The 25103-nt window shown below is 64.7% G+C and carries 22 protein-coding genes; 18 read left to right on the top strand and 4 right to left on the bottom strand.

What is annotated here, in order from left to right; translation table 11 throughout:
• Nucleotides 1–5 precede the first annotated feature (5 nt).
• The 5 genes from leuD (at nucleotide 6) to AB0O52_RS12620 (ending at nucleotide 5283) form a co-directional block, all read left to right on the top strand.
• Nucleotides 6–608: a 3-isopropylmalate dehydratase small subunit gene (leuD, locus tag AB0O52_RS12640; protein WP_364538017.1), complete on the top strand. Its 603-nt coding sequence runs from the start codon at nucleotides 6–8 to the stop codon at nucleotides 606–608.
• Nucleotides 609–927: 319 nt separating this feature from the next.
• A complete protein-coding gene (gene murA, locus AB0O52_RS12635; RefSeq protein WP_364538016.1) occupies nucleotides 928–2253 on the top strand; it encodes a UDP-N-acetylglucosamine 1-carboxyvinyltransferase in 1326 nt (441 codons plus the stop codon).
• Between the two features lie 11 nt (nucleotides 2254–2264).
• On the top strand, nucleotides 2265–3041 hold the full coding sequence (locus AB0O52_RS12630) for a lysophospholipid acyltransferase family protein (RefSeq protein WP_364538015.1): 777 nt from the start codon (nucleotides 2265–2267) through the stop codon (nucleotides 3039–3041).
• On the top strand, nucleotides 3038–4090 hold the full coding sequence (locus AB0O52_RS12625; RefSeq protein ID WP_364538014.1) for an NAD(P)H-dependent glycerol-3-phosphate dehydrogenase: 1053 nt from the start codon (nucleotides 3038–3040) through the stop codon (nucleotides 4088–4090). The genes AB0O52_RS12630 and AB0O52_RS12625 overlap by 4 nt, the downstream gene beginning before the upstream one ends.
• A gap of 2 nt (nucleotides 4091–4092) precedes the next feature.
• Nucleotides 4093–5283 (top strand): D-alanine--D-alanine ligase family protein, encoded by a 1191-nt coding sequence (locus AB0O52_RS12620; RefSeq protein ID WP_364538012.1) that lies wholly within the window; start codon nucleotides 4093–4095, stop codon nucleotides 5281–5283.
• Nucleotides 5284–5345: 62 nt separating this feature from the next.
• On the opposite strand, the gene AB0O52_RS12615 is transcribed toward AB0O52_RS12620, so the two are convergent.
• Complete coding sequence (locus AB0O52_RS12615) at nucleotides 5346–5864, bottom strand: DUF3515 family protein (protein ID WP_364538010.1); 519 nt, start codon at nucleotides 5862–5864, stop codon at nucleotides 5346–5348.
• A gap of 84 nt (nucleotides 5865–5948) precedes the next feature.
• On the opposite strand from AB0O52_RS12615, the gene thiL reads away from it, so the two are divergent.
• Genes thiL through rsmD form a run of 4 tightly spaced genes read left to right on the top strand, consistent with a single transcriptional unit; the run spans nucleotide 5949 to nucleotide 10951 of the window.
• On the top strand, nucleotides 5949–6962 hold the full coding sequence (thiL, locus tag AB0O52_RS12610; protein WP_364538008.1) for a thiamine-phosphate kinase: 1014 nt from the start codon (nucleotides 5949–5951) through the stop codon (nucleotides 6960–6962).
• 22 nt (nucleotides 6963–6984) lie between these two features.
• Nucleotides 6985–8064 carry a DAK2 domain-containing protein gene (locus AB0O52_RS12605; RefSeq protein WP_364538056.1) on the top strand — a complete coding sequence of 360 codons (1080 nt, stop codon included), beginning with the start codon at nucleotides 6985–6987 and terminating at the stop codon, nucleotides 8062–8064.
• Nucleotides 8054–10333 (top strand): ATP-dependent DNA helicase RecG, encoded by a 2280-nt coding sequence (locus tag AB0O52_RS12600; RefSeq protein ID WP_364538006.1) that lies wholly within the window; start codon nucleotides 8054–8056, stop codon nucleotides 10331–10333. Before AB0O52_RS12605 ends, AB0O52_RS12600 begins: the two co-directional genes overlap by 11 nt.
• Before the next feature lie 51 nt (nucleotides 10334–10384).
• Nucleotides 10385–10951 carry a 16S rRNA (guanine(966)-N(2))-methyltransferase RsmD gene (gene rsmD, locus AB0O52_RS12595; RefSeq protein WP_364538004.1) on the top strand — a complete coding sequence of 189 codons (567 nt, stop codon included), beginning with the start codon at nucleotides 10385–10387 and terminating at the stop codon, nucleotides 10949–10951.
• Between the two features lie 42 nt (nucleotides 10952–10993).
• On the opposite strand, the gene AB0O52_RS12590 is transcribed toward rsmD, so the two are convergent.
• Nucleotides 10994–11782 carry a fused MFS/spermidine synthase gene (locus tag AB0O52_RS12590; protein ID WP_364538002.1) on the bottom strand — a complete coding sequence of 263 codons (789 nt, stop codon included), beginning with the start codon at nucleotides 11780–11782 and terminating at the stop codon, nucleotides 10994–10996.
• A 2-nt stretch (nucleotides 11783–11784) separates the two neighbouring features.
• A complete protein-coding gene (locus AB0O52_RS12585; protein WP_364538000.1) occupies nucleotides 11785–13074 on the bottom strand; it encodes an aminotransferase class I/II-fold pyridoxal phosphate-dependent enzyme in 1290 nt (429 codons plus the stop codon).
• Between the two features lie 46 nt (nucleotides 13075–13120).
• Between AB0O52_RS12585 and coaD the strand changes: the two genes are divergently transcribed.
• From coaD to ftsY, 9 genes are all read left to right on the top strand, one after another.
• Nucleotides 13121–13621 (top strand): pantetheine-phosphate adenylyltransferase, encoded by a 501-nt coding sequence (gene coaD / locus AB0O52_RS12580; RefSeq protein WP_364537998.1) that lies wholly within the window; start codon nucleotides 13121–13123, stop codon nucleotides 13619–13621.
• Nucleotides 13622–13752: 131 nt separating this feature from the next.
• Nucleotides 13753–14280: a DUF177 domain-containing protein gene (locus AB0O52_RS12575; RefSeq protein ID WP_364537996.1), complete on the top strand. Its 528-nt coding sequence runs from the start codon at nucleotides 13753–13755 to the stop codon at nucleotides 14278–14280.
• Nucleotides 14281–14312: 32 nt separating this feature from the next.
• Complete coding sequence (gene rpmF, locus AB0O52_RS12570; protein ID WP_028264646.1) at nucleotides 14313–14516, top strand: 50S ribosomal protein L32; 204 nt, start codon at nucleotides 14313–14315, stop codon at nucleotides 14514–14516.
• 23 nt (nucleotides 14517–14539) lie between these two features.
• Entirely contained in the window at nucleotides 14540–15289 is a 750-nt protein-coding gene (gene rnc, locus AB0O52_RS12565; RefSeq protein ID WP_364537994.1) for a ribonuclease III, read from the top strand.
• Nucleotides 15290–15295: 6 nt separating this feature from the next.
• A complete protein-coding gene (gene mutM / locus AB0O52_RS12560; RefSeq protein WP_364537992.1) occupies nucleotides 15296–16276 on the top strand; it encodes a bifunctional DNA-formamidopyrimidine glycosylase/DNA-(apurinic or apyrimidinic site) lyase in 981 nt (326 codons plus the stop codon).
• A gap of 147 nt (nucleotides 16277–16423) precedes the next feature.
• Nucleotides 16424–17704: an MFS transporter gene (locus tag AB0O52_RS12555; protein WP_364537991.1), complete on the top strand. Its 1281-nt coding sequence runs from the start codon at nucleotides 16424–16426 to the stop codon at nucleotides 17702–17704.
• Between the two features lie 92 nt (nucleotides 17705–17796).
• Nucleotides 17797–18813: a hypothetical protein gene (locus AB0O52_RS12550; protein ID WP_364537989.1), complete on the top strand. Its 1017-nt coding sequence runs from the start codon at nucleotides 17797–17799 to the stop codon at nucleotides 18811–18813.
• A 98-nt stretch (nucleotides 18814–18911) separates the two neighbouring features.
• The gene (gene smc / locus AB0O52_RS12545; RefSeq protein WP_364537988.1) at nucleotides 18912–22505 is read left to right on the top strand and encodes a chromosome segregation protein SMC; all 3594 of its coding nucleotides are present in this window, start codon (nucleotides 18912–18914) and stop codon (nucleotides 22503–22505) included.
• A gap of 20 nt (nucleotides 22506–22525) precedes the next feature.
• Entirely contained in the window at nucleotides 22526–23749 is a 1224-nt protein-coding gene (ftsY, locus tag AB0O52_RS12540) for a signal recognition particle-docking protein FtsY (protein WP_364537986.1), read from the top strand.
• Between the two features lie 66 nt (nucleotides 23750–23815).
• On the opposite strand, the gene AB0O52_RS12535 is transcribed toward ftsY, so the two are convergent.
• Nucleotides 23816–25060 (bottom strand): MFS transporter, encoded by a 1245-nt coding sequence (locus tag AB0O52_RS12535; protein ID WP_364537984.1) that lies wholly within the window; start codon nucleotides 25058–25060, stop codon nucleotides 23816–23818.
• Nucleotides 25061–25103 lie beyond the last annotated feature (43 nt).

The raw sequence follows: 25103 nt of genomic DNA, 5'->3' as shown, positions 1-25103 counted from the left end.
TCCCCATGGAAAAGTTCACCACCCACACCGGCATCGGTGTCCCGCTGCGCCAGAGCAATGTGGACACGGACCAGATCATCCCGGCGGTCTACCTGAAGCGGATCACCCGTACCGGTTTCGAAGACGCCCTGTTCTCCGCGTGGCGCAAGGACCCGTCCTTCATCCTGAACCAGGAACCCTTCAACGCCGGCTCCGTGCTTGTGGCGGGACCCGATTTCGGCACCGGTTCATCCCGCGAGCACGCAGTCTGGGCACTGAAGGACTATGGGTTCAAAGCCGTGCTCTCGTCCCGGTTCGCGGATATTTTCCGCGGCAACTCGGGAAAGCAAGGGCTCCTGGCGGCCGAGCTTGCCCAGGATGACATCGAGCTCATCTGGAAAGTGCTCGAAAACGCGCCCGGCACCGAAGTCAAGGTGGACCTCGTGTCCAAGACCGTCGAGTGCGGAAACGTCGTGGCACCTTTCGAAATCGATGACTACACCCGGTGGCGCCTCCTCGAGGGCCTGGATGACATCGGGCTGACGCTCCAGCACGAGGACGACATCACGGCCTACGAGGCCACGAGGCCTTCCTTCAAGCCGAAAACCCTGCCGGCGCGCACCCAGTAGAGCGGCGGCCTGCCTGGCTTCGGCACCTTGAAAGGACCGGCGCACCCGAAGGAACGGGTGCGCCGGTCCTTTTCGTGTGCGTGACTCTCCGGTTCGCCGGGCACGAACGCGGGGTCACTTACGGCCCATGCCGGGCGGCAACATGGGCCGTAAGTGACCCCGCGTCGCGGAAAGGCCAGCCAGCCCTCGTCGTCCCCTTCAGCACCAGCAAACCAGCCTTCGCCACGCCCCGCCATTTCGAATCGGTAACGTCAGCTTTTATGCTTAGCTGGAGCCTTCGTAAGTGTGGGGGCGTCAACTCGTGAGGAAACCGGTATAGATGAGTAGTGTTCTGACAATCCGCGGCGGCGTCCCTTTGACCGGCCGCGTCACCGTCAGAGGTGCCAAGAACCTTGTTCCCAAGGCCATGGTGGCTTCCCTCCTCGGCAACGAACCTTCGGTGCTGAGGAACGTCCCGGAAATCAAGGACGTGGAGGTCGTCACCAGCCTGTTGCAGCTCCACGGCGTGACTGTTCAGAAGGATCCCGTCACGGGTGATCTCACCCTGAACCCCAAGAACGCGAAGACGGCGTCCAGTACCGCAATCGACGCCCATGCCGGGGACTCCCGCATCCCGATCCTGCTGTGTGGCCCGTTGATCCATGCCATCGGCGAAGCATTCATCCCCGATCTCGGCGGCTGCAAGATCGGCGACCGGCCAATCGATTACCACTTGAACGTGCTCCGCCAGTTTGGCGCCGTCGTCGAAAAGCGCCCGGGCGGCATCCACATTTCCGCCCCCAAGGGTCTCCACGGCGCCAAGATCTCACTCCCGTACCCGTCGGTTGGAGCAACGGAACAAGTCCTGCTGAGCGCCACGCGCGCCGAGGGCATCACCGAACTCAGCGGCGCCGCCACTGAACCGGAAATCATCGACCTCATCGCTGTGCTGCAGAAGATGGGTGCCATCATCAGCGTTCAGACCGATCGAACCATCCGGATCGAAGGTGTTCGTGACCTGGGTGGCTACGACCACCGCGCACTGGCAGACCGCAATGAGTCGGCGTCGTGGGCGTCCGCTGCCCTGGTGACCCGCGGAGACATCTTCGTGGAGGGTGCTTCCCAGCGGGACATGATGACTTTCCTCAACACCTACCGCAAAGTGGGCGGCGGCATGGATATCCGCGAGGACGGCATCCGTTTCTACCACCCAGGCGGAAAGCTGAGCCCGCTCGTCCTTGAAACGGATGTGCACCCGGGCTTCATGACCGATTGGCAACAGCCCCTTGTGGTCGCCTTGACCCAGGCTGAAGGCGTATCGATTGTGCACGAAACCGTATACGAAAACCGCTTCGGCTTCACCGATGCCCTGACCCGCATGGGCGCAACCATCCAGGTCCACCGCGAATGCCTTGGGAGTGTGCCATGCCGCTTCGGCCAGCGCAATTTCCTGCATTCCGCCGTCGTCTCAGGACCCACTCCGCTGAGAGGCACCGACATCGACATTCCCGACCTCCGTGGTGGATTCAGCCACCTTATTGCGGCGCTCGCCGCGACCGGCACGTCCAGGGTGACCGGGATTGACATCATCAACCGCGGCTACGAGCGCTTCACTGAAAAGCTCGCCGGGCTGGGCGCCGATTTCGACCTCACCGAATCCAAGTAACGGGGGACACCTTGAAGGAATCGGCCCAGAGCCGTGCCATGTTCGCTGTTCTTGCGGGAGTTGCGCGACCGCTCATGAACATCCTCATGGCAAAGAAGTGGGAAGGGACCGAAAGGCTCCCCGCGGGTGGCTTCATCGCCGCCCCGAACCACTGCACCGAGATCGACCCCATCGTCGTGGGGCACATGCTCTACAACATGAAGCGTCCACCGCATTTCCTCGCGAAAGCGGGCCTCTTCAAGGCCCCCGTCCTGGGAAGCCTGTTGCGCGCCACTAACCAGATTCCCGTGGAGCGCTCGACGACGGGGGCGAACCGCTCGTTGCAAGCCGCCCAGGAAGTGGTGGATGCCGGCGGCGCCATCATCATCTATCCGGAGGGCACCCTGACGCGCGATCCGGATTTGTGGCCGATGAAGGGCCACACCGGCGCCGCACGCCTGGCAATCCAGACCGGGGCCCCCGTGGTTCCCATTGCCCATTGGGGTGCCCACGAGGTGTTCCCCCGCTACGCCAAACGCCTGCATGTCTTCCCCCGTAAGACATCCCGCATCCTGGTAGGCGAGCCCGTGGACCTCAGCGCCTTCCAGGGCCGGCCACTGGACCGGGCCACCTTGGTCGAGGCTACGGACATCATCATGGGCGCAATCACGGAGCTACTTGCTACCTTGCGCGGGGAAGAACCGCCCGAGGAACGCTGGGACCCAGCCGCCCACAACCAGTCGAAGCACGGTCGCTTCCAAGCGACTGAAGGAACGCCGGGCACCGATGGCACGGACGGACAGAAGTGACCTCAGGGGAAGAACTCATAGCTGACACAGGTGTTGTCGCCGTGCTTGGCGCTGGATCTTGGGGGACGACATTCGCAAAGGTCCTGGCTGATGCTGCAATTGCCACCGATGCGGAGCGCATCATCCGCATTTGGGGCCGGCGGGACGAAGTGGTTGCCCAGATCAATGCCGAGCACCGTAATGCCCAGTACTTGAAGGACATAGCGCTGCCCGATTCCATCACGGCCTCAACAGATGTGGCCGAAGTCCTTTCGGGCGCCGGAATCGTCATTCTGGCCGTGCCGGCGCAGTCGCTTCGGCTTCAGCTACGCAAATGGAAGCCACTGGTGGCCCCTGGCGCCGTGGTCGTTTCCCTCATGAAGGGCCTTGAACTCGGTACGGATTCCCGCATGAGCCAGGTCATTTCCGAGGAACTCGACATTCCGCAGGAACGGGTCGCCGTTGTTTCGGGCCCCAACCTGGCAATGGAGATCGCGCGCCAGGAACCGACGGCGTCCGTGGTGGCCTGCAGCGACGAAGCTACGGCTGCATCTTTTGCGCTCTACTGCACGGCACCGTACTTCCGCCCCTACACGAGCAACGACGTGGTCGGCGTCGAAATCGGGGGGATCGTGAAAAACGTGATCGCCCTTGCCGTCGGCATCTGCGAAGGCAAGCAAATGGGCGACAACACCAAGGCCTCGGTGATCACGCGCGGGCTCGCCGAAACCTCCCGGCTGGCCCTTGCCCTGGGTGGCGAAGCGCGCACGATGGCGGGTCTTGCCGGACTGGGGGACCTCGTGGCTACCTGCTCTTCGCCCTTGTCCCGGAACCACACGGCGGGGCGATTGCTCGGCGAAGGTTTGACCCTGGATCAGGTCACCGAGCGCATGACGCAGACGGCGGAAGGCATCAAATCCGGGTACGCTGTCTACGAACTGGCCGGAAAACTCGGTGTCGACATGCCGATTACCGCGGCGGTTGTAGCCGTCCTCGAAGGCAAACTGTCCGTTGATGAACTTGGGCCCAGGCTCCTGGCCCGCTCCCTGAAGTCCGAAGGCGATTACTGACTGTGACCGAAGAACCCCTGTCTGCCGGAACTGCCGAGTCCCCTGGACCTGCCGGAACTGCCGAGTCCGCGAAGCCGGCCGAACATCGGCGGCCCCGCGTCGCCGTGCTCTTCGGCGGCCGGTCGAGCGAGCACGCCGTCAGCTGTGTGACTGCGGCCGGCGTCATGGGCGCCATCGACAAGAGCAAGTACGACGTCGTCCCCATCGGGATAGCCAAGTCGGGGCAGTGGGTGATTCCCTCCGCTGACATCAGCCAGTGGTCGCTGAGCGCCTCGGCCTTGCCTGAGGTCCTGCCTTCGGGAAAGACCGTAACCCTCGCTGAAGTGGGCGGAGCCCACCAATTGATCGTCACGGCACCGAATGCGGTGCCCGAGGAACTGGGCTCCGTGGATGTCGTGTTTCCGCTCCTCCACGGCCCTTGGGGCGAAGACGGCACTATCCAGGGTCTCTTGGAGCTGTCCGACACCCGCTACGTCGGAGCCGGAGTCCTCGCATCCGCCGTCGGCATGGACAAGCATTTCATGAAGGTCGTTTTCGAGGCCGCCGGACTTACGGTGGGACCGTATATCGCCGTCACTGACCGTGAATGGATCAACGACGCCGAAGCCGTGCGCAAGCGCGTGGACCGCCTCGGGTTCCCGGTCTTCGTGAAGCCGGCCCGCGCCGGTTCCTCGATGGGAATTTCCAAAGTGGACTCGATGGATGATTTGGACGCCGCCATCGAAGAAGCACGGCGGCACGACCTCAAGCTGGTGATCGAGGCCGGGATTGTTGGCCGCGAAATCGAGTGCGCCGTCCTCGAAGGACGGGGTACTGCGGCCCCGCGGACCTCCATGCCGGGGGAAATCGCCGTCGCTCCGGGCGATCACGAGTTCTACGACTTCAATGCCAAATATGTGGAGGACGGCGCGGCAGCCCTTAGCTGCCCGGCCGATATTCCGGATGAGGCCATTGCCCGCGTCCGCGAGCTCGCTGCGGCTGCGTTCGATGCCGTGGGCGCCGAAGGCCTCAGCCGCGTGGACTTTTTCTACACTCCGGACGGCGAACTCATCATCAACGAGATCAACACCATGCCCGGGTTCACCCCGAAGAGCATGTACCCGCAAATGTGGGCGGCTTCAGGCTTGGGCTATGCCGAGTTGATCGACGAACTCATCTACCTGGCGCTCAACCGGAAAACCGGCCTGCGCTGAGAGCTGATACCAGCCTGCGCTGATACAGACTGGGCTGACAACCGGCCTGGCTGCTGGGTTTGCTACTTGCCCGGCGGGGTGCCCGTGGGCAGGTTCTGCAGGAGCTCCGGCTGACCGATGCACTTGCGAACGGCCTTGATTTTCGCCGCGGCAGGGGCCAGATCCGCAAGGACCGTGGCGGAGCTGATCTTGTTCGGATCCATCAGGATTTCAGTGGCGGGCTCGCGCCCGTACGTGGTCAGGGTCCATACCGGGTTGCCTTCCTTGATGACCCAGTCGACGTCGTTGACGGTGACGCAACGGTCCGTGGTGGGTCCGGGCACGTTGACGCCGCAACGCAGGATCAACACCGACGGGTCGCCCCATGCCGCCGTGGCCTGGCTGTTGGTCTTCCGCAGGGCGGCGTCTCCGATGGTGTCCGGGAGCGACACCATCATGGGTGCACAAGCAGCATTAGCGGCATCAGCCGCGGGCTTGACGTCGACGACGGGAGAGCAGGCTGCAAGGGCAAGGACCGAAACCGCCGCGGCTGTCAAGGAACAGAGGACGCGGACGTACACAGCGGCTTTCGTTTGTTGCATTGATCAAGCCTATCGCGGCTGCGGCAAGCCCCTGGCGCCAAGGGACAGCCCTTTGCTGTCGGCGGTTCGCGATAGCGTAGAGCTGTGTCCATAGAACAACTGACTGTCGGCGAGCTCTCCGAGGGCGAGCTCCTCGCGCGCATCTTTCCGCGCCTGAACCACAGCAGCAGTGTGCTGCTCGGGCCGGGGGACGACGCCGCCGTCGTCGCCGCTCCGGATGGACGGACCCTTATTTCCATCGACACCCAGACCCAGGACCAGGACTTCCGCCTGGACTGGAACAACGGATACCGGACTACGGGCTACGACGTCGGCTGGAAATCGGCCGCGCAGAATCTCAGCGACATCAACGCGATGGGTGGTACCGCAGTGTCACTCGTGGTCAGCTTGACCATGCCGCCCGGCACTGCGGTGCAGTGGGTTGAGGACTTCGCGGATGGCCTGACGGCCGGCATCGTCGGTTTGGGGGCTGCCGAGTGTTCGGTTGCCGGGGGAGACCTCGGCCGTGGCCGTGAAATCGCGGTGACCGTCGCCGTCGTCGGGACAATGCACGGACTCCCCGCTGTCTTGCGCTCCGGGGCCCGTCCGGGAGACATCCTGGCCCTCGCCGGAACTGTCGGACGCGCGGCAGCCGGCCTGGCCCTGCTCGAAAGCACCATACCCGTAGGCAAGCTGAGCGCTGCCCAGCGCGCACTCATGGACAGCCAGTGCCGGCCGCAGCCGCCCCTCGCCGCAGGACCGCAGGGTGCCAAGGCAGGAGCAACCGCCATGATGGACGTCTCCGACGGTCTCTTGCGCGACGGCGTCCGCCTCGCCGAAGCCAGTGGCGTCGCACTCGACCTCGACCCCGTGGCGCTCAAGGCCCTCGCCGTTCCCTTGGAAGCCGCCTCGGCTCCTCTTGGCCTTGATCCGATGGACTGGATACTGGGGGGCGGAGAGGACCATGGCCTGCTGGCGACATTTCCAGCAAATGTTCAGCTACCTTCCGGCTTCACTGCGATAGGCTCGATTCAGGCCGTTGCCGAAGGACAGCACAGCGGCGTCCGGATAGCGGGAATGCCCGCTGACACCGTGGGATGGGATCACTTTGCAGACTAAGATTGCCGCCAATACGCACGCCATGAAGCGGTGGCTGGGCAAAGCGGAGACGACGCTCGGGAACCACAGCGACCGTCTCAACGCCATCAACATCTTCCCGGTGGCAGATGGCGACACCGGCACCAACCTCTACCTCACCGTCCGCGCCGCTGCGGCAACGTTCGCCGATCGTTCGGCCGCGGATGAGCCGGTAAACGACGTCGGCGCCGTTCTGGCCTCGGCAGGACGGGCGGCCATGGAGCAGGCCCGGGGTAACTCCGGAACACTCTTCGCTGTCTTCTTGTGCGCATTGGCTGAGCCATTGGGCGGGCACACGCGCCTCAGTGCGCCCTTGCTCGCCGCCGCCCTCAACCGGGCCCAGATCCGGGCTTGGTCGGCCTTAAGCGAGCCGGTACCGGGCACCATGCTTTCCGTTCTCGAAGCCGCAGCCAGGGCAGCGGGCGATTGCGATACTGCGCACAACGGCGATGACAGCAACCAGGCGCTGGGGCTGGCCCTTGATGCCGCCGTCAATGCCGCGCTGGATGCAGTAGTGCGAACCGAGGACCAACTCGCTCCGCTACACGCCGCCCATGTGGTGGACGCGGGCGGGGTGGGCATGTTGTTGATCCTGGACTGCCTTCGTTCGGCTGTTCTCGGCGAAGAACTCCAGAATGAGCTCCTGGACGGGCTGCACGGCTACGATTTGCAGGATCCGCACATCCACGCCGGAATGCCCGACGACGACGGCGTCGAGGTCATGTGCACTATCAGCCTTTCACCGCTCGCCGCGGCCACGCTCCGCCAGCGCCTGGACGAACTCGGCGACTCCGTCATCATGAGCCAGGTGGGCAGCGCGAGCCCGGTGGGCAGCGCGAGCCAGGTGGGCAGCGCGTCGGGAGGCGCGTCGGGAGGCACCGACGCGCGGGACGACGATGACGATGACGATGACGACGCCGCGGAAGCCAGCTACCGCTGGCGCGTGCATGTCCACGTTCCGGAAGCTGAACCTGCCGTCGCCGTGATCCGCTCACTCGGTGACCCCACCGACATCTCCGTCAGCCAGCTCTCGATGCCGCGCGACCCAGGCCTTCCGGCAGGCCAGCACTTGCATGAATACTGAGCTCCACCTTCCCCTCGAGCGGAGGATCGGCAAACGCTCCGCGTCCGTCATCGGGAAGCACCTTGGCCTGGACACTGTCGGGGAGCTCCTGAACTATTTTCCCCGCCGTTACCTGAGCCGCGGGGAGCTGACGCCCATCAGCAAACTGCCGTTGGATGAAGAGGCCACCCTCATCGCCCGGGTCCTGTCCAATTCAACCCGGCAAATGCGTGCAAGGCGGGGATCGCTGACGGACGTCGTCGTCACGGACGAGGCCAGCGGCGAGCAGATCCCCGGAACCCTTAAAATCAGCTTCTTCAACGGCTTCCGTGCCCGCGCTGAGCTTCAGCCCGGGCGCCGCGTGATGTTCTCCGGCAAGGTCAGCCGCTACGGTGGATCCTTGGGCATGACCAACCCGGACTTCATGCTGCTCGACGAAGACCCGGAACTGGCCGGTTCCGTCGATCCGGAAAAGCTGGCGGCCATGCCCATTCCCGTGTATCCGGCCACGGCCAAGCTCACCAGTTGGTCCATCCACAAGGTCATCACCACGCTCCTGGACACCATCGATGTGGACAACATCGAGGATCCGCTCCCTGCCGAAATCGCGTCCCGGGAGAACTTCCTGGGGGTGGGGGAAGCGTACCGGCTGATCCATTCACCGGAAACGGCGGCAGACTGGCAGCGCGCCCGCGACCGGTTCCGCTACCAGGAAGCACTGGTTCTGCAGACCGCGCTGGCGCGCCGCCGGGCCCAGCTGGCTGCCGAAGAGGCCACCGCTCGCCGGCCAGTGCCCGGTGGCCTCCTTGCCGCCTTCGACCGGCAGTTGCCGTTCACGCTGACGGCCGGCCAGGCCGCGGTTGGAAAGACGCTCTCCCACGAGCTGGCACAGGACTCGCCGATGAACCGCCTGCTGCAGGGCGAAGTTGGTTCCGGAAAAACGATTGTGGCCCTGCGGGCCATGCTGCAAGTAGTGGATGCCGGCGGACAGGCGGCACTGCTTGCCCCCACGGAGGTTCTCGCGGCACAGCACTTCGATTCCATCCGGAGGACCCTGGGCCCGCTTGCCCGCGACGGTTTGTTCGGAGGCGCCGGGATGCTGGGCGGGGGCGGATTATTGGACAGTGACCCCCGGGGCGGCCCCGGTTCGGTCCAGGTCGCCTTGCTGACAGGCTCCATGCCGACGGCTGCCCGCAAGCAAGCCATGCTGGACGCGGCCTCTGGCAACGCAGGCATTGTGATCGGCACCCACGCGCTGCTCAGTGACAAGACCTCGTTCCAGGACCTCGGCCTGATCGTGGTGGACGAGCAGCATCGCTTTGGGGTGGAACAGCGCGACGCCCTGCGTGCCAAAGCCAACCGGCCGCCCCACCTGCTGGTGATGACCGCCACCCCGATTCCGCGCACCGTTGCCATGACAGTCTTCGGCGACCTGGAAACGTCGGTGCTGGACGAACTCCCTGCCGGCCGGGCGCCCATCTCCACCCACGTCGTCGGGCTCGCGGAAAACCCGGGCTGGGCGGGCCGGATCTGGAAACGCTCGCGGGAAGAGATCGACGCAGGCCACCAGGTGTACGTGGTATGTCCCAAGATCGGAGACGACGACGACGGCGACTTCAGCCCGGGCGAAGCGGAACCAAGCGACGCGGAACTTTCGGAGGAGGGCCCCGCGAGGGAGCTTGCTTCGGTGACCGCCGTCGTCGAATCGCTCAGCCAGGAGCCGGCCCTCCGCGGCGTGCGGGTGGAGCCGCTCCACGGACGGCAGGATCCGGCACTCAAGTCCGAAACCATGGCCTCGTTCACCGCCAACCAGACCCAGTTGCTGGTGTCCACCACGGTCATCGAGGTGGGGGTGGACGTCCATAACGCCACGCTGATGGTGATCCTTGATGCCGACCGCTTCGGCATTTCGCAGCTCCACCAGTTGCGCGGGAGGGTGGGCCGCGGCGGTCTTCCGGGCACATGCCTGCTGGTCACGACGCTCGAGCCCGGCCATCCAAGCCGCAGGCGCCTCGATGCTGTTGCGTCCACTACGGACGGGTTCGAACTTTCACAGGAAGACCTCAAGCTGCGCCGCGAAGGCGATATCCTGGGCGCCTCGCAATCCGGTGGGCGTTCGACGCTTAAGCTGTTGCGGGTCCTGGAGCATGAGGACGTGATCGCCCGCGCCCGCACCGACGCCCAGAGGCTCGTCGCGGACGATCCCGGGTTGGCGGGCCAACAGGCCCTGGCCGCCGCGATTGACGAATACCTAAACCCCGAAAAGGAGGCGTTCCTTGAACGCGGCTAAGGAATCCGCACGTGTTGGCAGGCGTGTGTGTGCCGCCCCGGGAGGTGGCCGGTGAGCCGGGTCATTGCCGGCGTGGTCGGCGGCAATCCGCTGGTCAGCGTCCCGGGAATCGCAACGAGGCCCACGACGGACCGCGTCAAGGAGGCGTTGTTCTCGCGCCTTGAGGCCCTCGACGCGATCGACGATGCCCGGGTCTTGGATCTTTATGCGGGTTCGGGATCGCTCGGCATCGAAAGTGCCAGCCGGGGCGCAAGCTCGGCCGAACTCGTCGAATCCGACGCACGCGCCTCCGAGGTCTGCCAGCGAAACGCGGACATGGCCAACGAGGTGCTGGGACGCAGGATTGTCTCCGTCCGCCGTTCGAAAGTGGAGTCCTTCCTGGAACGCGCGGCGGATGACGTCCTCTGGGACCTGGTGTTCCTGGATCCGCCCTATCCTTTGGATGAGTCTTCCCTCAAGGCTGTCCTCGCCAAGCTCGCCTTCCACCTGGATGAAGGCGCGGTGGTCGTCGTCGAGCGTTCCTCACGGTCCCCGGAACCGGACTGGCCGGACACCCTCGAACGGTTTGCCGACAAGAAGTACGGCGAAACCAAGCTCTGGTTCGCCGAACCCGTCTAACGGATCCCTCGCCGGAGATCCGGCGCTAGCAGATAGCCGGCGCTAGCCCGATAGCCGGTCCAGCTCCACTCCGCTCAGGACCGCCGCGGGGTGCGGCCCGCGGGCGAGGAGTTCCGCCGTCCACTCGGCCGGCCACGGCCGCCGCGTCCCCACCAGGATGATGTTGCCGGGGTACCGGCCGGCGAACATGCCGGCCTCGGCGAAGGCCGCGACGTCGGGCATCGCCCGACGCATCGCCGCGGCCTGGCTGCGCACCAAGGTCAGGGCGGCCTCGTCTCCGACATTGACGATGAGCACCCCGTCGGGCCGGAGCCGCGCCGCGGCCTCTTCGTAGAACTCCTGGCAGGCAATATGGGCCGGAGCCTCGGGACCGGAGAAGATGTCCAGGATCACGACGTCGAACGTGAGTTCCGCCGGCAGCCCGGCGAGGGTTTCGCGTGCATCGCCGATATGCGTCTCCAAGCGGGTGCCGTCCGGCATGGGCAACTTCTGCAGCACGAAGTCGAGCAATTCACGTTCGAGTTCGACGGCGTGCTGTTCCGAACCGGGCCTCGTCGCCTCGATGTAGCGGGCCAGGGTCAAGGCCCCCGCGCCGAGATGCAGGGCAGTGATGGCTTGCCCGCCTGGCGCTAGCAGATCCACCACGTTGCCGATCCTGCGCAGGTACTCGTAGAAGATTTCCGCGGGATGCGCGAGATTGACGTGGGATTGCTCGGCGTCGCCAATGCGCATGATGTAGGCGCCGTCAATCAGCGTGTCGGCTTCGATCGCGGCATGTTGGCCGGTGGTCCGAAGGAAACGCCGACCCTCGTGATTCTGCCCGGTTGACACAGTCAGAGCTTGTCCCTCAAGGTGGCCAGCCTGGCGGCGGCTTCCTCCAGTACTTCGGTCTTTTTGCAAAACGCGAATCGGAGAAGGCTCCGCGTCCTCTCCGCGCCCTCCGGGTGGCAAAACACGGGAACAGGGATGGCGGCCACTCCAACGAGCCCCGGCAGCCTTCGCGCCAAGTCCACGGAATCGCTGATGCCGAGGGGCGCCGTGTCGACGTTGATGAAGTATGTTCCCTGCGGCGTGTAAACGCCGAAGCCGGCGGCCCGCAGTCCCTCGGCCAGGATGTCCCGTTTGTGCTGGAGAGTGGACGCAATGCCGGTGTAGAACTCATCAGGCAGGGCAAGGCCTACAGTGATCGCACTTTGGAATGGAGTGCCGGAACTGTAGCTGAGGAATTGTTTGACGGTGCGGATCGCCGCCACAAGGTGGGCCGGTCCACTGAGCCAGCCGATCTTCCAGCCCGTAAACGAGAACGTCTTGCCGGCCGAGGAAATCGAGACGGTTCGTTCGGCCGCTCCGGGGATGCTGGCGACCGGAACGTGCTGCACACCGAAGGTGAGGTGCTCGTAGACTTCATCGCTGAGGATCACGGCATCGTATTTCCGGGCGAGCTCGACGACGCGTTCGAGCACCTCGCGCGGGAAGACCGCGCCCGTGGGATTGTGCGGGTTGTTGAGGAGCACAACCTTGGTGCGCTCACTGAATGCCGACTCCATGGCATCCACGTCAGGGAGGAAGTCCGGTGCCAACAGGGGAGCGGTCACATGCTTGGCGCCGGCAAGTCCGATGATGGCTCCGTAGGAGTCATAGAAGGGCTCGAAGGTCAGCACCTCGTCGCCGGGTTCGATGAATGCGAGCAATGAGGCCGCGATGGCTTCAGTGGCCCCGGTGGTCACAATGACCTCGGTCTGCGGGTCCGGGGTCAGTCCGTAGAAGCGTTCCTGGTGTGTGGCAATGGCTTCGCGGAGTTCAGGGATGCCTTTGCCCGGCGCGTACTGGTTGGCTCCCGCCGTAATGGCTGCCTGCGCGGCTGCCTTGATTTCTGCCGGCCCGTCCTCGTCCGGAAATCCCTGGCCCAGATTGATCGCGCCGGTGGATATTGCCAAGGTGGTCATCTCTTCGAAGATGGTCACTCCGAGGCTGCCGTCGGCCGAAAGCAGGTTTGCTCCGCTGGCGGCTCGTTGCCAAGGGGCAACGGACGTGTTCTCGCTGAGAGAGGCCGGGCTCGTCACTGTGGGGCTGCCTTCCTGGGGTGCTGGCTTCCGGCTCGTCCGGCCCGCCGTTTCAGCCATGGTAACGCCATAGTGCCTGCCGCCCGGGATGCGGTAGGTTCGAACCATGAGACGCGCAGTGTGCCCTGGCTCCTTCGACCCTATCCACAACGGACATCTGGAAGTCATCGCCAGGGCCGCCGGCCTGTTCGATGAAGTCGTCGTCGCGGTGTCCACCAACTACGCGAAGAAGTACCGCTTCAGCCTCGAAGAACGCATGGACATGGCCCGGCAGACCCTTGCTTCCTTGCGGGGCATCATCGTGGAGCCCATGGGCGAGGGACTGCTGGCCGAATACTGCAGGCACCGGGGAATTTCGGCGATCGTCAAGGGCCTGCGCTCGTCCTCGGATTTTGACTACGAACTTCCGATGGCCACCATGAACCGCCAATTGTCCGGCGTCGAGACCGTCTTTCTTCCGGCGGAGGCCCATTACCTGCATTTGTCCTCCACGCTCATCAAGGAAATCTTCCTCCTGGGCGGCGATGTCTCCGATTTCGTGCCTAAATCGGTGCTCAAGAGGCTCCTCGCTGGCGGGTCGGCGGCGGAGCAGTCCCGCAACGGGTAAGCTGGATCGGTACCTCGGGCAGAACGCGTTGTAATTGACCCGGTTTGAGTCAGCTCGCGCGTTCAGGCTAAGATGGTACGTCGGTCATATGTTCTACAGGAGTTCTCATTAAGCGAGATGCAAGTTCGCCTTTGACGCTGGACGTCAAGGACCTCGGACGTAGTCCAGGCAGCATGCGGACGCTCACGGAACATGTACCCGCGCCAAGTGACCTTGGCGTGGCACTCATTGGCGTTCAGGAAGGCTCGGATATCGAGCTCGACCTGAGGCTTGAGGCCGTACACGAAGGAATTCTGGTATCTGGAACCGTGTTCGCTGAAGTCAAGGGCGAATGCGGACGATGCCTGGATCCCCTTGCGTATGACCTTGAGGTCAATGTGCAAGAACTTTTCTTCTATGAGGGCGTCGAGCTTTCGGACGAAGAAGACGATGAAGAGCAACGTCGAGTCGAGCACGATCTAATCGATCTTGAACCGGTGTTGCGGGACGCGGTTGTAACCACGCTGCCGTTCCAGCCGGTGTGCCGGGAAGACTGCCAGGGCCTTTGCTCAATATGCGGAGTGCGTCTGGAAGGCGAGCCGGGGCACCACCACGAGGACCTGGATCCTCGCTGGGCTGCCCTAGCTGAACTGGCTAAGACCGACCGGCAAACTGATTAGTAAGTGTTGACTAAAAGAGAAATGAGATAGCCGTGGCTGTTCCCAAGCGGAAAATGTCTCGCGCAAATACACGCGCCCGCCGTGCCCAGTGGAAGGCAACTGCCCCCAACTTGGTCAAGACCATCGAAAACGGACAGGTTGTTTACAGCCTTCCGCACCAGGCAAAGGTCGTCACTGACTCTGCCGGGACTGCGCTGTTCCTTGAATACAAGGGCCGCAAGGTCGCTGACGTCTAAATCCGCCACAAGGCTGACAAAGGATGTCTTCAACTGAAGAGCTTCTGAAGCGTCTCGGTGTCTCCATTGACGCCGAGACGCTTCGTCTTGCTCTGACACATCGTTCATACGCGTATGAAAATGGCGGGATTCCCACCAATGAGCGCCTCGAATTCCTGGGCGACTCCATCCTGGGATTCTCGGTGACCGATTCGCTCTACCGCGACAACCCGGAACTGCCGGAGGGCGAACTCGCGAAGCGACGCTCCGCCGTCGTCAGCACCCGCGCCTTGGCGGGTATCGGCAGGGACCTGGGCATCGGCGAATTCATCTACCTCGGGCAGGGCGAAAGGCTCACCGACGGTAAGAACAAGTCTTCAATTCTTGCGGACACCATGGAAGCGCTCATCGGTGCCACGTATCTTTCCAACGACATTGAGACCGCGCGGCAGCTCGTCATGCGGCTCGTTGGTCCCTTGCTGAAGGACGCCGCAGCCCTCGGGGCCGGCACCGACTGGAAGACCAGCATGCAGGAGCTTGCCGCGAGCCGGCAGCTCGGGTCCATCTACTACGCTGTCGAAGGCTCCGGTCCGGACCACGCGCGCAGCTTTGAGGCAGTGCTCCAGATCGGGGGCACTGCTTACGGCAAAGGTACGGGCCACTCCAAAAAGGAAGCCGAGCAGGAAGCCGCCGCGGATGCGTGGCGCACCCTTAACAGCAAAGTCACACTGAACAGCAAGGTCACACTGAACAGCAGGGCCGACTCCCCGGCTGATCCTGCGCACAGCGCCTGACTCCACATGCCCGAACTGCCCGAAGTCGAAGTGGTCCGTCGCGGCCTGGCACGTTGGGTGCGCGGCCGGACCATTATGTCCGTGGAAGTCCTTGACCCCCGTTCCATCCGCCGCCACGCGTTGGGCGCGGAAGATTTCATCGGCAACCTTGAGAACTCCACGGTTCTGGATGTCGTCCGCCGGGGTAAGTTCTTGTGGATGCCCCTGCGGACCGAGGAACCCCGCGGGCCGGGCGGCACCGACCCGGGCCGCATCGGCGAGGCGATGCCCGCCGTCGCCCTGATGGCTCACCTGGGCATGAGTGGGCAGCTCCTTATGCAGGAGCCCTGGGTTCCCGATGAGAAGCACCTCAAAGTCCGTCTCCGCCTCAGCAGTTCCGACGGCATGCCCGGGGAGTTGCGGTTTGTTGACCAACGGATCTTCGGCGGACTGTTTGTGACGTCCCTCGTACCGACGTTCGACGGCGGTCCGGGCGGCCAGGGCGAGACGCCCCTTCCGGAAATTGCCGTGGAAGCCTCGCACATCGCCCGCGATCCGCTGGATCCGCACTTTTCCTTTGACGACTTCTACCGCAGGGTCAAAGCCCGGAAAACAGGGCTCAAGCGTGCCCTGTTGGATCAGGGTGTCATCTCCGGGATCGGCAACATCTACGCCGATGAAGCCCTCTGGCGGGCCAGGCTCCACTATGCCAGGCCGACAGACACCCTAAAGCGGGCCGATGCGCTAAGGGTGATCGACGCAGCGAAGGAAGTCATGACCGACGCCCTCGCCGCCGGCGGGACGAGCTTTGATTCGCTTTACGTCAATGTCAACGGAGCTTCGGGGTACTTTGCCCGGTCCTTGGATGCCTATGGCCGGGCGGGCGAGCCGTGCAGGCGTTGTTCCGCTGTTGGACTTCCGGGTGTGATCAAACGCGAGCAATTCATGAACCGCTCCTCGTACAGTTGCCCCATCTGCCAGCCGAAGCCGCGCAACGGCCGCTGGTAGCAGCCCGGAAACCCCGGACGGGCACGTAAAACAGGTAGTACTACGCTACTCAAGTCCTCCCGCCCGGTGACAGACTGCCGCCATGGAAGCCACGGCTGACGGGATCGCCGGACGCCACGGGTTAGGAGACGAGGGAACGGGCCGCCTGTGTACATCTCGATGGCTGACCGCACCGGCGGCAAAACGGCCCCCTCCACAGTAGGCGCGGAACTGCCGGCCGGTCCGGGGGTCGCTTTCCGGTTGTCGCCTGTCATCCTCTGGCTCGGAATCGTCAGCATGGCCACGGATATTTCCTCCGAGTCCGTCTCGGCCATCCTCCCGCTGTATGTCACGGGTTTCCTAGGCCTGTCCACCATCGCTTACGGGTTCATTGACGCGCTCAACCAGGGCGCCAGCGCCATTGTGCGAATTGCTGCCGGCTGGGCATCCGACCGTACCGGGCACCCGAAGCGGGTGGCCGTGGCCGGCTATGGGCTGTCCATGCTGGCACGGGTCGGGCTCCTGTTCGCCGGCGGATTTTGGTCGCTCATCGGGGTCGTCGCCGGTGACCGCATCGGCAAGGGCATCCGCACCGCGCCGCGTGATGCCCTGATCTCGGCGGAAGCCCAGCCGGAACATCTGGCCAGATCTTTCGGCGTGCACCGGATGCTGGACACCATCGGCGCTGCAACGGGGCCGTTGCTGGCGTTCCTGGTCCTCCTGCTGATCCCGAACGGGTTCGGCACGGTCTTCGTGGTGTCACTGGCGTTCGCCGTGATCGGCGTAGCCATGTTGGTCTTGGTGGTGCCGGACCGCAGGATGCCGCGCGCGGCAGAGGCGCGGACAGGCGCGCGTCCTGCCTTTGGATGGAGCCAGCTGAAGGAACCCGGACTCACGAGGCTGCTTGTGACGGCCGGGCTGTTGGCCCTGCTGACTGTCGGGGACGGCTTTATCTACCTGGTCCTGCAGGACCGGGACTCGTTCGCCGTGCAATGGTTCCCGCTCCTCTATGTGGGAACGAATATCTTCTACCTCCTCCTGGCCGTTCCGATGGGGCGGCTTGCAGATCGCTGGGGCCGGGTCCGGGTGTTCCTCGGCGGCCACCTTGCCCTGCTGGCCTGCTACGTGCTGGCTGCGGCCCCCTTTGGAGGGATCGGTGCCACGGCGGCTTGCCTGATGCTGTTGGGGCTGTTCTACGCCGCCACCGATGGCGTGCTTGCAGCGCTCGCCAGCCGCTTGGTCAGGCCGGAGAAGGTGGCCACAAGCATCGGCGCCGCCCAGACCGTCGTCGCTCTATGCCGGATGGCGGCCTCAGCGGGATTCGGGATCCTCTGGTACGCCATCGGAGCGTCGGCTGCCATGCTGACAGCCGCCGTCGTGTTGGCTGCGGTGCTGGCAGCCACGGCCATGCTCATGGGCACGTCACCGAAACCGGCGGCCCGCGCATGACGTCGCGCAGCCGGAAGACGGCTGCAACGCGGCCAGCGGCAATGCCGCCCGCCACTCATGAACGGACCGGCGAACCAAGCGGGCAACGGTTGATGATCAGCAAGCAGCGCCTCATAACGCTGCTTGTCATCACGGTGACGGCCATCGCGGCGGCTGGAATATATGCGGCGCTGGAATTCCAGGGTGCCAAGGAGAGCCAAGCCGCGCCGCCGCCTGTCGAAGTCACCACGTCCGGGGCTTTGCCGTTGGCACCATTCGTTCTCTTCCGCAACACCGCCCCGGGCCAGGGCTTCGGCGAGGCCGCGACAGTACCGTTGACGGATCCGGGTGGCCCGCGGGCACTGAGCGGAATAGCCTGTGACCGGGTCTACGGCACGGCCGAGATGGCGTTCTGCCTCCAGACGAAACACGAGCTGGCTACAAACTTCCAGGCCACGGTGTACGGCAGCCGCTGGAAGCAGACGGCCAGCTGGCCTCTTCCAGGCATCCCCAGCAGGGCACGGACCAATGCCGACGGTTCGCTGCTGGCCTCCACCGTTTTCGTGTCCGGCCACTCATACTCGGCAGCCGGATTCTCAACGGAAACCGTCATCCGGGACCGGTCCGGGCCGGTCAGCGGAAACCTCGAAGGCTTCGCCCTGATCCTGGACGGAAACAGGATCAAGGCCACCGACAGGAACATCTGGGGCGTCACCTTCGTTCCGGGGCAGCCCGATGTTTTCTATGCAACGGCCTCCTCCCAGGGCAAAATCTGGCTGGTAAAGGGGAGCATCGCCGGGCGGACGCTCACTGTGGTCCGCTCGGGGATCGAATGCCCCTCCGTATCCCCGGACGGCACCCGCATCGCCTATAAGAAGAGTGACAACGGGTCCCTGACCGGCCACCGCCATATCGCCGTCCTGGACCTCGCAAGCGGCAAGGAGACCGTGCTGTCCGAGCAGCAGAGCATCGATGACCAGATTGAGTGGCTGGATAACTCCACCCTCCTGTACGGTCTGCCGCGTAACGGTTCTGAAGCCGACAGCGACATCTGGTCGATCAGGACCGACCCGTCGGCGCCGCCTGCCCTCTTCATTGAGCATGCATGGTCTCCTTCAGTTGTCCGGTAGTGCGCCCGGCCGCAGCCAATCCGGGCCATTCGGCGGGAGAACGGTAGATTTAGGCCGTAAAGCAGCCGCTGCCGCCATTGAAAGAGAACCGAAACACCTTGCATCTGAAAAGTTTGACTGTCCGGGGATTCAAGTCGTTCGCGTCGGCCACGACGTTCGACTTCGAGCCGGGCGTCACCGCAGTTGTCGGCCCCAACGGTTCGGGCAAGTCCAATGTGGTTGACGCGCTCGCCTGGGTCATGGGCGAACAAGGTGCAAAGACCCTGCGCGGCGGCAAAATGGAAGACGTCATCTTCGCCGGCACATCGGGGCGGCCCCCTCTGGGCCGCGCCCACGTTGCCTTGACCATCGACAACGCCGACGGCGCCCTGCCGATTGAATACAGCGAAGTCACCATTTCCCGCACGCTTTTCCGGACCGGCGGATCCGAGTATGCCATCAACGGCTCGCCATGCCGCCTCCTGGACATCCAGGAGCTGCTCTCGGATTCAGGCCTTGGCCGGGAGATGCATGTGATCGTGGGGCAGGGGCAGTTGGACCGTGTCCTGCATGCGACCCCCGAAGACCGCAGGGGATTCATTGAAGAAGCGGCAGGCATCCTCAAGCACCGGCGCCGCAAGGAAAAGACCGTCCGCAAGCTGGAAGCCATGCAGGCGAACCTGCAACGCCTTGGCGACCTGACGGCGGAAATCCGCCGTCAACTCACGCCGCTGGGCAAACAGGCCGAAGTGGCCCGTCGCGCCCAGACCGTGCAGTTCGACGTCCGTGACGCCAAGTCCAGGCTGTTGGCCGATGATCTCGTCCAGCTCACCAGAGCTTTGCAGAAGGACGTCGCCGACGAGGCCGCGTTGAAAGAGCGTCGCGAGGTAGTTGAAGCGGAGCTCGGCGCAGGCCGCCAACGGCAGATCCGTCTTGAGCAACTCGCCGCCGAGGCAACACCCAGGCTCAATGCGGCCAGGGACAACTGGTACCAGCTGTCGGCCACCAGGGACCGGCTGCGCGCCCTGGGATCGCTCGCCACCGAACGCCGCCGCCTCCTCGGCGCCTCGGATGCAGCCCCGGATTCAGGCCGGGACCCGGACCACCTGGACCGGCAGGCCGCGCGGGTCCGGCAGGAACAGACGGAGCTTGAGCACGACGTCCTGGCGAAGCAAGCCGCGCTACTGGAGTCCACGGCGGCCAGACAGGAAGCCGAGAACCTGGCCGCGGCCGAGGACAAACGCCTGACGGCCGTGTTGCGGGCGGCAGCCGATCGCCGTGAGGGCCTCGCGAAACTCGTAGGTCAATTGGCTGCCGCACGCTCCCGGGCCGAGGCGGCCGAGGCTGAGCGGGACAGGCTCAGGGAATCGCTGACCGCTGGCGAGGAGCGCCGTCGGCACGCACAAAGCGAGTTTACGGCCCTTGAGTCACAAGTGGCCGGCGTCGAAGACGGCGAAGAAAGCCTCGACGCCGAATACGAGGACGCCTGTGCCCTTCTTGACGGGATCAACGCCGAAATCGAAGCGCTGAAAGCTGCCGAACGCGATGAAGTCCGCGAACGCGATGCACTTACCGCCCGCCGCGACGCCTTGCAGCTTGGACTCAACCGCAAGGATGGTTCGTCGCGGCTTCTGTCCTCGGACCACCCCGGAGTGCTCGGTTCGCTGGCTTCCTTCCTGACGGTGGAGCCCGGGTATGAGACTGCCGTGGCCGCGGCACTTGGGAGTGCCTCCGACGCCGTCGTGGTGGCGGACAGTGCCGGGGCCGTCGCCGCGATGCAACTGTTGAAGGACGCCGACGCCGGACGCGCCTCGCTTTTGGTGGCAGGCGCGGTATCCTCAGCGGGTCCGGAGCTTGGCCCGCAGGAATTGCCGACGCTGCCCGACGGCGCGCGCTGGGCTGCCGAGCTGGTGGCGGCTGACGCCCCCGAAGCGAGCGGCGCAAAGGCAATCCTGGCGTCCACCGCCGTCGTCGAGGACTTGCACGCCGCGGCGAGCCTCATTGCCGGCAACCCGACGCTCACGGCAGTGACGCGCGAGGGCGACGTCTTCAGGGCCCTGACGGTGGACGGTGGATCGGCCACGGCACCGTCGCTCCTTGAGGTCCAAGCGGCAGTGGACGACGCCGACGCCCGGCTCCAGGCACTCACCGCCAGTCTTGAGCGGGGAAAGTTTGCGTTGGCTGCAGCCGAAGCGCGGCGGGCCGATGCCCAGGAACGGGCGAACGCGGCGCTGGACAACCTCCACGACTCGGATGCCCGCCTGGCTGCCGTCGCGGAAAGGCTTGGCCACCTGAATTCGCAGTTGCGCAGCGCCGTCGCCGAACGCGATCGAATGGCGGAGTCCCTGGCCAAGGCCGAACTGAACATCGCCGTGGCACAGGAATCCCTTGAGCTTGCGGCGGAACGGCTGGCCGCCGCAGAAGAAGCCCCCCAGGAAGAAGAGCCTTCCACGGAGCACCGCGATGCCTTGGCCAGGGCCGCCAGCGAAGCCCGGTCCCGTGAGATGGAGGCCAGGCTGGGCTTGCGCAGTGCCGAGGAACAACTCGCCGCAACGACCAACCGGGCGGCATCGCTCGAACGGGCTGCCGCGAGCGAACGGCGGGCACGCGAGGAAGCGGCGCGCCGGGCCCTGCGCCGCAAAGCCCAAGCCGAGCGGGCCTCCGCCGTCGCTTCCGCCGTCGAACAGGCTGTGCGTTTCGTTGACGTGTCAGTGGACCTGGCCGCCCGCGCCCGTGACCTTGCCGAAGCCGTCCGGGAGCAGCGCGAAAAGGAACTCGGCGAGGTCCGGAGCAGTAACGAGGCATTGGCCCTGGAGCTGGCGGGACTGACGGATTCCGTCCACCGCGACGAACTTGCCCGGGCCCAGCAAAGGCTCAGGATCGAAGCGTTGGAAACCCGCGCCATCGAGGAGCTCGGCCTGTCAGCGGAACAACTCGTGGCCGACTTCGGACCGGAGCAGCCCGTTCCCGTGCCGGCCGCTACCGTGGACAAATGGGCTGAACTCCGCGCACCGGTGGACGAGGACGGAAACACCATTGTCGAGGGTGTTCCCTTTGTCCGCGCCGAGCAGGAGAAACGGCTCCGCAAAGCCGAACGGGACCTCGCAGCCCTTGGCAAAGTGAACCCCCTGGCGCTCGAGGAATTTGCCGCACTTGAGGAACGCCACCAATTCCTGAGCACGCAACTGGAAGACCTCAAGTCCAGCCGCAAGGACCTTTTGGACATCATCAAGGAGGTGGACAACCGCGTCCAGCAGGTCTTTGCCGAGGCCTTCGCGGATACCTCCAAGCAGTTCGACCACGTCTTTGCGCGGCTCTTCCCCGGCGGGGAGGGCAAATTGGTGCTGACAGATCCCGATGACATGCTGACCACCGGCATCGAAGTGGAAGCGAGGCCTGCCGGCAAGAAGATCAAGCGGTTGTCCTTGCTTTCCGGTGGCGAACGGTCGCTGACGGCTGTCGCGTTGCTCGTGGCGATTTTCAAGGCGCGGCCTTCGCCGTTCTATGTCATGGATGAAGTGGAAGCTGCGCTGGACGACACGAACCTGGGCAGGCTCATCACGATTTTCGAAGAGCTGCGCGAGTCCAGCCAGCTGATTGTCATTACGCACCAGAAGCGGACCATGGAAGTTGCCGACGCCCTCTACGGAGTGACAATGCGGGGCGACGGCGTGTCCACTGTCATCAGCCAGAGGCTCGGTGCCGAGGTCTAGCTTTGTGAGAAGCTAGGGGAGTGAACGATCTCCTCCCCATTATTTTGTCCATTGTCGCTGCCATCGTGGTGGTCGGAGGGCTGATTCCTGTCCTGCTCAAGGCGCGGAAGTCCTCCTCGACTTACGCTGGAACGCGCGACGCCAACGATCCCGTCGACAGCGCGACGGCAGGCGGCGGAACGATCGTCGACGAGGCCCCCGGGACCGCACCGGACCGCACGTCGCCCGGACCCGTCGTCGAACCCTCCGACCTTGCCGTACCGGAGACCGACGTTCAGGACGACGCCGCGGGCCTGGAAGTCATCCAGGTGGAGACACCCGCGCCTGTCGAGGGCCGCCTCAACCGGCTTCGGGCGCGATTGGTCAAGTCCAACAGCATTCTCGGCAAGGGACTCCTGGCCCTGCTTTCGAGCGACAAGATCGACGAAAACGTCTGGGACGAAGTCGAAGAAACACTCCTCCTTGCCGACCTCGGCACCGAGCCCACCATGCAGTTGGTCGATGCTTTGCGTGCACGCGTCAAGGTCCAGGGCACCCGGAGCCCGGAGGACGTCAAGGCACTCCTGCGCGAGGAACTCATCAAGCTCGTGGACCCCACGATGGACCGCAGCCTGAACGTGGACCGCAAGGGAGCCCACCCGGCAATCATGATTGTCGTCGGCGTCAACGGGGTTGGCAAGACCACCACGGTCGGCAAGCTGGCGCGCGTTCTAGTTGCCGAAGACAAGGACGTCCTGTTGGGCGCAGCGGACACCTTCCGTGCAGCGGCTGCGGAGCAGCTTGCCACGTGGGGCCAGCGTGTCGGCGTCGCAACCGTCCGGTCGCACGTCGTCGGCGCAGACCCGGCTTCTGTCGCCTATGAAGCAGTCAAGGCCGGCATTGAGCAGGAAGTGGATGTCGTGATGATCGACACCGCGGGCCGCCTGCAAAACAAGGTCGGCCTCATGGACGAGCTGAGCAAGGTCAAGCGCGTCATCGAGAAACTGGCCGAGGTGGATGAAGTCCTGCTGGTACTCGACGCGACCACCGGCCAGAACGGCCTCAACCAGGCCAAGGTCTTCTCCGAAGTAGTCAATATCACGGGAATCGTGCTCACGAAGCTCGACGGCACCGCGAAGGGCGGGATCGTCGTCGCGATCCAAAAGGCCCTCGGTGTGCCGGTCAAGCTCGTTGGCCTCGGCGAAGGCGCGGACGACCTCGCGCCGTTCGAAGCCGAAGCCTTCGTCGACGCCCTGCTGAACTAGCCCCATCCTCCCAAGTAGCTAGCAGTTCATGTCGTTTTCGGCCCTGAAAACGACATGAACTGCGAGTCAGTTGGGTGTGTCGATGCGTTCGGGGCCGGGCTGCATCGGTTCGCGCGCCGCGGACCAGCCAACGGCGGCGAGCAGGAGGATGCCTCCGGTTGCGCCGAATGCCCAGCCGTAGCCAAGTCCGTCGGCCAGCAGGCCGACCAGGACGGGGCCGACGATGGCTCCGGCGTCGGAGGCCATCTGGAAAACTGCCAGCACCTTGCCGCCGGAGCGGCCACGACCGATGATGTCCCCGACGGCGGCCTGCTGGGCCGGGTTCAGCAGGCCGGAGCCGAAGCCTGCCGCGGCAGACGCCGCGAAAAACGCGGGAAGATTGCCGGTCAACCCGATGCTGGCGGTGGCCGCGCCGGTGACGAGCAGTCCCAACAGCATCATGGGCTTGCGGCCGAAACTGTCAGCCATCCGGCCCGAGAAGGTCAGCGCCAGCGCGTTTCCCCCTGCAAACACGGCCAGCGCCCAACCCGCCGAGGCCGATCCGCCCGCCAGCACAGCCACCGCGAACAAGGGCACGGTAGCCATGCGCACGCCGAAGGTCGCCCAGCCGTTGCTGAAACTGGAGAACAGGGCCGCCCTGTAGGCAGAGTCGCCCAGGGCCTCCTTCATGCGCATTGCCGGCGCCGCTGCGCCGCCTTTCTTCGCTGTGTTTGAACTGCCCGTGAGCTGCGTGCGCACCACCAACGCTGCCAGGACCAGTGCGCCCGCGTAGGCGAGGAACGGGACGCGCAGGCCGAAGCCGGCCAGCAGCCCTCCCACCACGGGCCCCAGGACACTGCCCACCAGGAAGGCGGAGGCGTACGCGCCGGAGACCCGTCCACGGCTTTCCGGAGGGGCGAGCCTGATCAACAGGCCCATCGCCGCAACAGTGAACATCACGGAACCGGCTCCGCCAAGGCCCCGGAAGACCAGCAGTTGCCAATAGTTCTGGGCGAAAGCGCAGGCCGCCGTCGACGCCGCCACAATCAGCAAACCTGCAATGTAGACCGGACGCTCGCCGAAGCGGCCCATCAGGGCACCACCGGCAGGAGCGAACACCAGGCGCATGAAGGCGAAAATGCTCACGATCACCGCGGCTGCCGTTGCTCCGACGTCGAAAGTCGTGGCGAACTGGGGGAGCACGGGCGCGACGAGCCCAAATCCCAATGCAATCAGGAACGCCGCCGCCAACATCACCTTGATGTCCCGTGGCATTGCAGCCTTCGCGGCCCTCGCTCCTTGATTGGCGGGGGTTTCGGGGCTTGCGGTCATGGTGTCGGGGTCCTCTGGGTAGTGGGAACGCGGGGAAAGTGGA

The organism is Arthrobacter sp. NPDC080073 (assembly GCF_040686575.1).
Classification (GTDB): Bacteria; Actinomycetota; Actinomycetes; order Actinomycetales; family Micrococcaceae; genus Arthrobacter.
This window is presented reverse-complemented; position numbering and strand designations above follow the sequence as displayed.

Coding starts and splice junctions, on each gene's coding strand:
- leuD (WP_364538017.1), top strand. CDS start 6: ATGGAAAAGTTCACCACCCACACCGGCATCGGTGTCCCGCTGCGCCAG.
- murA (WP_364538016.1), top strand. CDS start 928: ATGAGTAGTGTTCTGACAATCCGCGGCGGCGTCCCTTTGACCGGCCGC.
- AB0O52_RS12615 (WP_364538010.1), bottom strand. CDS start 5,864: ATGCAACAAACGAAAGCCGCTGTGTACGTCCGCGTCCTCTGTTCCTTG.
- AB0O52_RS12605 (WP_364538056.1), top strand. CDS start 6,985: ATGAAGCGGTGGCTGGGCAAAGCGGAGACGACGCTCGGGAACCACAGC.
- AB0O52_RS12600 (WP_364538006.1), top strand. CDS start 8,054: ATGAATACTGAGCTCCACCTTCCCCTCGAGCGGAGGATCGGCAAACGC.
- AB0O52_RS12585 (WP_364538000.1), bottom strand. CDS start 13,074: ATGGCTGAAACGGCGGGCCGGACGAGCCGGAAGCCAGCACCCCAGGAA.
- coaD (WP_364537998.1), top strand. CDS start 13,121: ATGAGACGCGCAGTGTGCCCTGGCTCCTTCGACCCTATCCACAACGGA.
- rnc (WP_364537994.1), top strand. CDS start 14,540: ATGTCTTCAACTGAAGAGCTTCTGAAGCGTCTCGGTGTCTCCATTGAC.
- mutM (WP_364537992.1), top strand. CDS start 15,296: ATGCCCGAACTGCCCGAAGTCGAAGTGGTCCGTCGCGGCCTGGCACGT.
- AB0O52_RS12550 (WP_364537989.1), top strand. CDS start 17,797: ATGATCAGCAAGCAGCGCCTCATAACGCTGCTTGTCATCACGGTGACG.
- AB0O52_RS12535 (WP_364537984.1), bottom strand. CDS start 25,060: ATGACCGCAAGCCCCGAAACCCCCGCCAATCAAGGAGCGAGGGCCGCG.